6 protein-coding genes are annotated in these 6355 nt (G+C 66.9%); 4 read left to right on the top strand and 2 right to left on the bottom strand.

Annotation, left to right across the window (positions count from 1 at the left end; translation table 11 throughout):
- The 3 genes from ACCD06_RS28635 to ACCD06_RS28625 all read left to right on the top strand — a co-directional run.
- A partial coding sequence (locus ACCD06_RS28635; protein WP_413345316.1) for a tetratricopeptide repeat protein occupies positions 1–710 on the top strand: 710 nt, incomplete at its 5' end.
- Complete coding sequence (locus ACCD06_RS28630; protein WP_413345314.1) at positions 707–1648, top strand: radical SAM/SPASM domain-containing protein; 942 nt, start codon at positions 707–709, stop codon at positions 1646–1648. The genes ACCD06_RS28635 and ACCD06_RS28630, both read left to right, overlap by 4 nt.
- A gap of 49 nt (positions 1649–1697) precedes the next feature.
- A complete protein-coding gene (locus ACCD06_RS28625; protein ID WP_413345312.1) occupies positions 1698–2669 on the top strand; it encodes a hypothetical protein in 972 nt (323 codons plus the stop codon).
- A 40-nt stretch (positions 2670–2709) separates the two neighbouring features.
- Here ACCD06_RS28625 and ACCD06_RS28620 read toward each other — a convergent pair whose 3' ends face one another.
- Together ACCD06_RS28620 and ACCD06_RS28615 are read right to left on the bottom strand one after the other, a co-directional pair.
- Entirely contained in the window at positions 2710–3651 is a 942-nt protein-coding gene (locus tag ACCD06_RS28620) for a recombinase family protein (RefSeq protein ID WP_413345310.1), read from the bottom strand.
- A gap of 168 nt (positions 3652–3819) precedes the next feature.
- Positions 3820–4302 carry a DUF1579 domain-containing protein gene (locus ACCD06_RS28615; protein ID WP_413345308.1) on the bottom strand — a complete coding sequence of 161 codons (483 nt, stop codon included), beginning with the start codon at positions 4300–4302 and terminating at the stop codon, positions 3820–3822.
- 528 nt (positions 4303–4830) lie between these two features.
- Between ACCD06_RS28615 and ACCD06_RS28610 the strand changes: the two genes are divergently transcribed.
- The gene (locus ACCD06_RS28610) at positions 4831–6018 is read left to right on the top strand and encodes a hypothetical protein (protein WP_413345306.1); all 1188 of its coding nucleotides are present in this window, start codon (positions 4831–4833) and stop codon (positions 6016–6018) included.
- Positions 6019–6355 lie beyond the last annotated feature (337 nt).

The following is a 6355-nucleotide window of genomic DNA, read 5'->3' as shown; positions in this document are numbered from 1 at the left end:
CGCAGGACCGCTACGGCCTTCACCATCAGCGGGGCTTTTCCCTGCTTCTGTTGAACCGGCCGGCAGACGCGAGGCGGGAACTGGCGGCTTCGGTCGTCCTGGCGCCGGACCGGATGCCGTCCTGGTATGTGCTCGGCCAGTATCACCGGCTCCGCTTCGAAACCGAATCCGCACTGGCGGCTTACCGGCGCGTTTGGGAGAGCGGTCACGATCTGCGCTGGTGGGCCGGCCTGATGATCGCGCAGACGCTGCTGTCGGACGGCCGGCTCCGTGAGGCGATGGCCGCCTGCGACGCCGTCCGCTTGCGCAATCCCGACATGGGCTGGGTGCGCATGATCGGGGGGCTGGTGCAACTCCATGCCGGAGACCTCGACGCCGCCGCCCGTGCGTTCGATGGAGACCGTCTGAACGATCCCGATACAGCCAAAGGGCGCGTCTTCCGCGGCATGCTCAGGCTCACATGGAACCGGCCGCAGGAGGCGTTGGAGGATTTCAACGGCGAGCGTGGGGACTTCGCCTGCCTTGCCCTGCCCCGCCTCGGGCGGGCGCGGGCGCTGCTGGAACTGGGCGACGCGGAGGAGGCCCGCCGACTGGTGGGCGCGGCGGTGAGGGACGAGGGCCAATGGGTGGCCGCCACCTTGCGGCTGCTGGGACCGCTCGGACAAGCGCTGGGTCCGTTGCTCGCCGCCGGCCTTGGAGGACGGAATTGACGATCAAAGTCTCCACTCCCCCGACCGCTGTACCGATCTCCGCCACGCCGGCCGACCCGACGGTGCTCGACACGCCCTTCTCGGTTTTCAACATCGAGCTGACCAACCGCTGTCCCTTCCGATGCGTCATGTGCGCGCGCACCGGCAACATGACGCGCCCGCAGGGGCTGATGGACTTCGGCCTGTTCCGCAAGGTGATCGACGAGTACGTGCTGGAGAACCCGAAACAGGCGGCGCAGGCGGATTGCTGGCTGCATCATTTCGGCGAGAGCCTCGTTCATCCGGACTTCGACCGCTTCGTCGCCTATGCCTCGGCGCGCGGCGTGCCCGCTGCCCTGTCGCTGAACCCGCTGATGCTGAAGCGGCCGACGGCGTTGGCGCTGCTGCGTGCCCGTCCTGCCAAGCTCTATCTGTCGATCGACGGCCATGACGATGCGTCGTTCGAACGCATTCGCGGGGTCGCGGATGCCTATGACGCCTCCGTCCGCAACCTGCTCGACTTCCTGAAGCTGAAGAAATCCTTCAAATCCAAGGTCCAGGTCATCGTGTCGATGATCGATTTCGGCCTGAACGGCGACAGCATCGCCCGGAAGCGGGACTATTGGTCGAACCTCGACGGGGTCGACGCCTTCTTCGCCAAGGAGTTCGTCACCTGGGACGGCAATGCGCCGGACGTGAGCATCCTTGCCGGCGACCGGCCGCCGCAGCAGGACCACGTCACCTGCCGCTTCCCATGGAGCAGGTTGACCGTCACCTGGGACGGCGACGTCGTGCCCTGCTGCTACGACTATGACAAGCGCTATGTCCTGGGCAATGTGGCGAAGCAGTCGTTGAAGGAAATCTGGAACGGCGGGCCGATGCGGTCGCTGCGCCGGGAATTCCTCGACAACCGCGTCTCCAATCCCTTGTGCCAGAATTGCGATTACCTTCGGGCCTGACCCGCTTCCGCCACGACACGCAAAAAGGACACCGCCGATGTCTGCCGAGTTGGAGGAACTGGTTCCTCTCTTCCGTGCCGGACGCGCCCTGGCCTGGGACCATCACCGCCAGCAGCAGCGTTCGGCGGAGCGTCAGCTTCTGCTGACCGCCCGTGCTCTGGGCGAGTCCCTGCGCGCCCGCAAGTGCATCCCCCACCTGTCCGACGTCGAGTTCACGGTGTTCTCGCAGACCGGTGAGGACGGCATCATCGAATGGCTGATCCAGAACCTTCCGGTCCGCTCCGAGAGCTTCATCGAGTTCGGCGTACAGGACTATACGGAGAGCAACACCCGCTATCTGATGCGCAACCGCAACTGGCGGGGGCTCGTCCTCGATGCGAATGTGACGCATATCGAGGCGATCAGGAACGACGGGATCTATTGGAAACACGATCTGATCGCAGAGTCGGCGTTCATAACGAAGGAAAATGTGAACGACCTGCTGTCACGCAGCGGCCATGGCGGCGACGTCGGCCTGCTGAGCATCGACATCGACGGCAATGACTATTGGGTGTTCGATGCGATCGACGTGGTTCGTCCGGACATCGTGATATGCGAATACAATGCGGTCCTGGGCGACATGCGTGCCTTGACGATCCCATACGATCCCGCATTCCAGCGCTCCATCGCCCATCCTTCCTGGCTTTATTTCGGCGCTTCGATCCGGGCGCTCGAACAGGCGGCGGCGCGCAAGGGCTATGCGCTGGTCGGCAGCAACGGGGCCGGCCACAACGCCTTTTTCGTCCGTGCCGAGATCGCCTCCCATCTGTCCATCACGGATCGGAGCGCCCGCCCCTCCCTTTTCCGGGAATCCCGGGCCGAGGACGGGAGCCTGTCCTATGTGGGGGGAGTGGAGCGGGCCGCCCTGATCGCCGACATGCCGGTGCTCGATCTGGAAACCGGCCGGACGGCACCGCTTGCCAGCCATGGACAGCTCTACAGCCGGGATTGGCAGGCCCGGATGGGAGGCCGCCGCGGGTGACCGCGCGCTTGACCCAACCGTTTCAACAGGGTGAGGAGCCTCAGCCCGGGGATTGCGCCGGGGGGCAGGTCCCGGCCGGTGATCCGGCAGGAAGCAGCCCCTGGGCGCGGGCGCGATCCAGCAGGTTCTTGACCGAGGCTGCGGCCCAACTGCGCCCGCCGCGCGGCGTGGTCTCCCGCATCGCCTCCAGCTGGGCGCCGATGGCCCGCAGCGAGAGCTTCGGGTTCGCCCGGGCGATGCCGGCGACCAGCACCATCAGCCGGTCATCCCCGCGCATGGGTGGCGCCTTGTCGAGCAGTGCCCTTTCCGCCAGCCCTTCCTCGACGAAGGCGCGGACGGCGCGGCGCAGCCGTTCGGCGGTCCAATGCCGGCCCGGCGGCAGCCTGGCGTTCACCGCCCGCGTCACCGCCGCCCAGGAGCGGGCCGGGGAGTGGGCCAGCCGGAGCCGCCGCACGGTGGGCAGCCATTCCTCCGCGGTGCGGGTCAATTCCAGCAGGTAGAGCTGGCGCTGCCGCTCGGCCAGACGCCGCGCCATCGCCGTGTCGCCCTGCTTCAGCTTGGGATTGCCGCCGACCCGGCCCCGCGCCTTGGCCGCCTTCAGCCCGGCCTTCGTCCGCTCGCGGATCAGCGAGCGCTCGTACTCGGCCACCGCGCCCAGCATCTGCAGCACCAGCGTGCCGTGCGGGCTTGCGGTGTCGATCGGGCTGGTGAGGCAGCGGAAATGGCAGCCGCGACCGCGCAGATCCTCGATCACCTCCAGCAGGTGCGACAGCGAACGGCCGAGCCGGTCGAGCTTCCAGATCACCAGCGTGTCGCCCCTGGTCAGGCTGGCCAGGGCCCGCGCCAACTCGGGCCGCGCCCTTGAGGCGCCGGAGGCGGTCTCCTCGAAGATCGTGGCGCAGCCGGCGGCGCGCAGCGCGTCGATCTGGGCGGCGGTGGTCTGATCGTCGGTCGAAACGCGGGCGTAGCCGATGAGCGCCATGGCGGAGTCCAGGCAGGACGAGGGGCGGGCACGCCTTTGTAAAATTATTGGAGATACGAGTAAACGACCGTTTGACAAAATCTTTCCTGCTTTACACAGGCCTGGCGGAACCGGTCCGGCTCGTCCCTATCGCCCCCGGCCGGCGAATGCCTCTTGGGAGAGCCGTCCTCACTCCGCCCGTTTGAAATCCATGGTCCAGTTCGTTTCCCAGCTTTCGCCGCCGTCGGCGGACATCGCCTGCTCCCAGCGCGGGGTGGCGGTGTGGGTATCCAGCCAGAGGAAGCGAGTCTTGACCGGCCGCCCCTTGACGCAGTCATCCGCGAAAAAAGTCCCGACCTGACCCTCGAAGCGTCCCACCACCGGGGTCTCGATCGAATGCGGATCGGTGGTGGAAAGCCACCAGATGGCCCAGAGCCCGCGCTGTGGATCGTAGGACCTGATTGCAATTGCTCTGCAAGCGCCCTGCGGAAGGTTCAGAAGATTGTCTTCGATGTTCCCGTTCCCACCAAGCACCGGCCGCATGTCCGCCGTCCCCGTGAAGCTATCCCACTCCTGACAACCGACCAGACGGTCTCGCAGACGGCGATGCGAGACGTGCCAGGAGCCAATCTCGAAATCGAAGGCACGCGCCATCTCGTCACGGTCGCTCATCTGCAATTCTCCGGGCTGAACAAGAAAGCAATGTTCGCTTTATGTTCTAATTGGTGTCAAGGGCATAGAAGAGGGGGGCGTGATCCGCCTGCTTCTCGAAAATCCAGGTTCTCGCTTGTTTGGCCTGCTGGTTTTTCCAGGATCACCGGACGATGTCGAAACAGAACGTCGTCGTGGTGGCGGTCATGCCGCGAGCAAACCCAATTATCAATCGGCCACTGACGAAGAGTGGCACGAGGCAGAACGCCAGGAGCAGTCTTGTCGGACGGGGGCAAAGTGGCCGCGATCTGCCTCGGCCGCCTTGGGTTGCCAACCGTCCTGCCGTGCCGAAAGTGCACTTCTGAAAGGGATGCCGGAAAGCTCTGAGGGTTGGACCATGTCCGCCAATCCCAGTTCGTGTCCACCGATCCTGGGCCGAAATCTCGCCGTTCTCCGCGGTTCCCGCCTTGTGTCCAGCGATCCCGGAAAACCGATGCTCTCCTGACCGTACCAGCGCTCCGACTTAAATTCACCATTGTGAAGTTATCAGTGCTTTTGCTTCACTTCACTCCCAAGCCGGCGCCGCCGCAAGGACCTCTGCCACCCATGCTCCGCACCCCCGACCCTGCCGCCCGTGCCGCCGCCTTGGAGCACGCAGCCTTGGCGCTTGGCCGCCTCGACGCCGCCCTCGACCACCACCCATTGCTGTTGGCTTGGCAGCACGCCGTGCGCCTGGAAGCGGCCTGCGCCCATGCCGGCCTTGACGGCGCCCACGTGGAGCCCCAGCGCCTCGCCGCCCTGATCGAGGGGCTGCGCCTACGCCCGCTCGTCAGCCCGGCCGCCATCGAGCGCGGCGCTGATCTCGATGCGCTGCACACCGCCCTCGCCCTCTACGGCCTGATGACAGCTGCCGCCGACCGCCGATCCGAGCGGGATCTCGACGACGGCACGGATGCCCGAGACCACCGGCGGCTCGTCGATGAGGCGATGTGGATCCTGACCCGGCCAGCGCCCGGCGCCCGGCTGCCGGCGCTCGCCCAGAGGATGCGGGCGTGGATCGCCGACGACCGCCCGCGCGGAGCGGTGCGCGCTGCCCTGCCGGCGGCGCTGCAAGCAACGGGTATGACCCGCACCCTGCTCCCCATCCTCGCCGGTGCTGGCACGTTGCACCCGGACAGCCCGATGGACGAGGAGGGCTGGGTGCTGGCCTTTGCCCGCAGTTTGGAGCGCGAGGTGGAGGATGGTCTTGCCATGTTGCGCCGCCTCGAACAGGCCTGGAGAGCGGCCCGTGCCGCGCTTGGCCCCCGGCGCTCCACCAGCCGCCTGCCGGCTGCCGTCGATCTGCTCGCCGCCGCCCCGCTGCTCGGTCCTGCCCGCCTCGCCTCCCTGCTCGGCTGCTCGTTGCGCGGCGCCGGAATGATGCTGGCGGAATTGGCCGATTGCGGAGCGGCGGTGGAGGTGACCGGCCGCGGCTCCCATCGCCTCTATGGCTTGCCCGGCCAAGCCGGCATTCTCACCGAAACCGCCGGGCCGCGCCGCCACGGGTCCCGGCGGGGCCGACCGCCAACGGGCACCGTGCTGGAGCCATCGGCCACGGCCGAGCCACCAGCCCCGGCTGTGCCCGCCAGCGTGGAGCGCATGGCGCCCATAGAAATCGACTATGCGGCCCTCGACGCGCTTGTCGCCGACACCAACCGGGTCATCGAGCGCGTACAGCGGCGGCTCACAAGCCGGTAAACGCCCGCTATTGGGTTGCAGTCCGGTCGTTGGCCTGGCGACGCGCCCTCCACCAAATGGTGTGGGCATTCCTCCCCCGTCCGCCAAGACCCTTTGTCGAAGCCGTGTTGCCGGCCAATCGAAATGACCCGCCGCCTGCCCGGATACCCGCAGAACACGCACGCCCGTGGAGGCAAGGCCGCAACCTGCTTTGCCATGGCACGTTCCTCACCAGCGGTGAACCGGTCGGCCCAGTAGGAAAGGCCGGCAGGCCAGCCTCAGTCCATGCCGAAATGCCAAGCTGATGATGCGGTACCGGGCGCCCCCTTCGGTAAAGCGTGAGCGGAGATGCCACGAC

Source organism: Azospirillum sp. CT11-132, from assembly GCF_047302835.1.
Taxonomy (GTDB): domain Bacteria; phylum Pseudomonadota; class Alphaproteobacteria; order Azospirillales; family Azospirillaceae; genus Azospirillum.
This window is presented reverse-complemented; position numbering and strand designations above follow the sequence as displayed.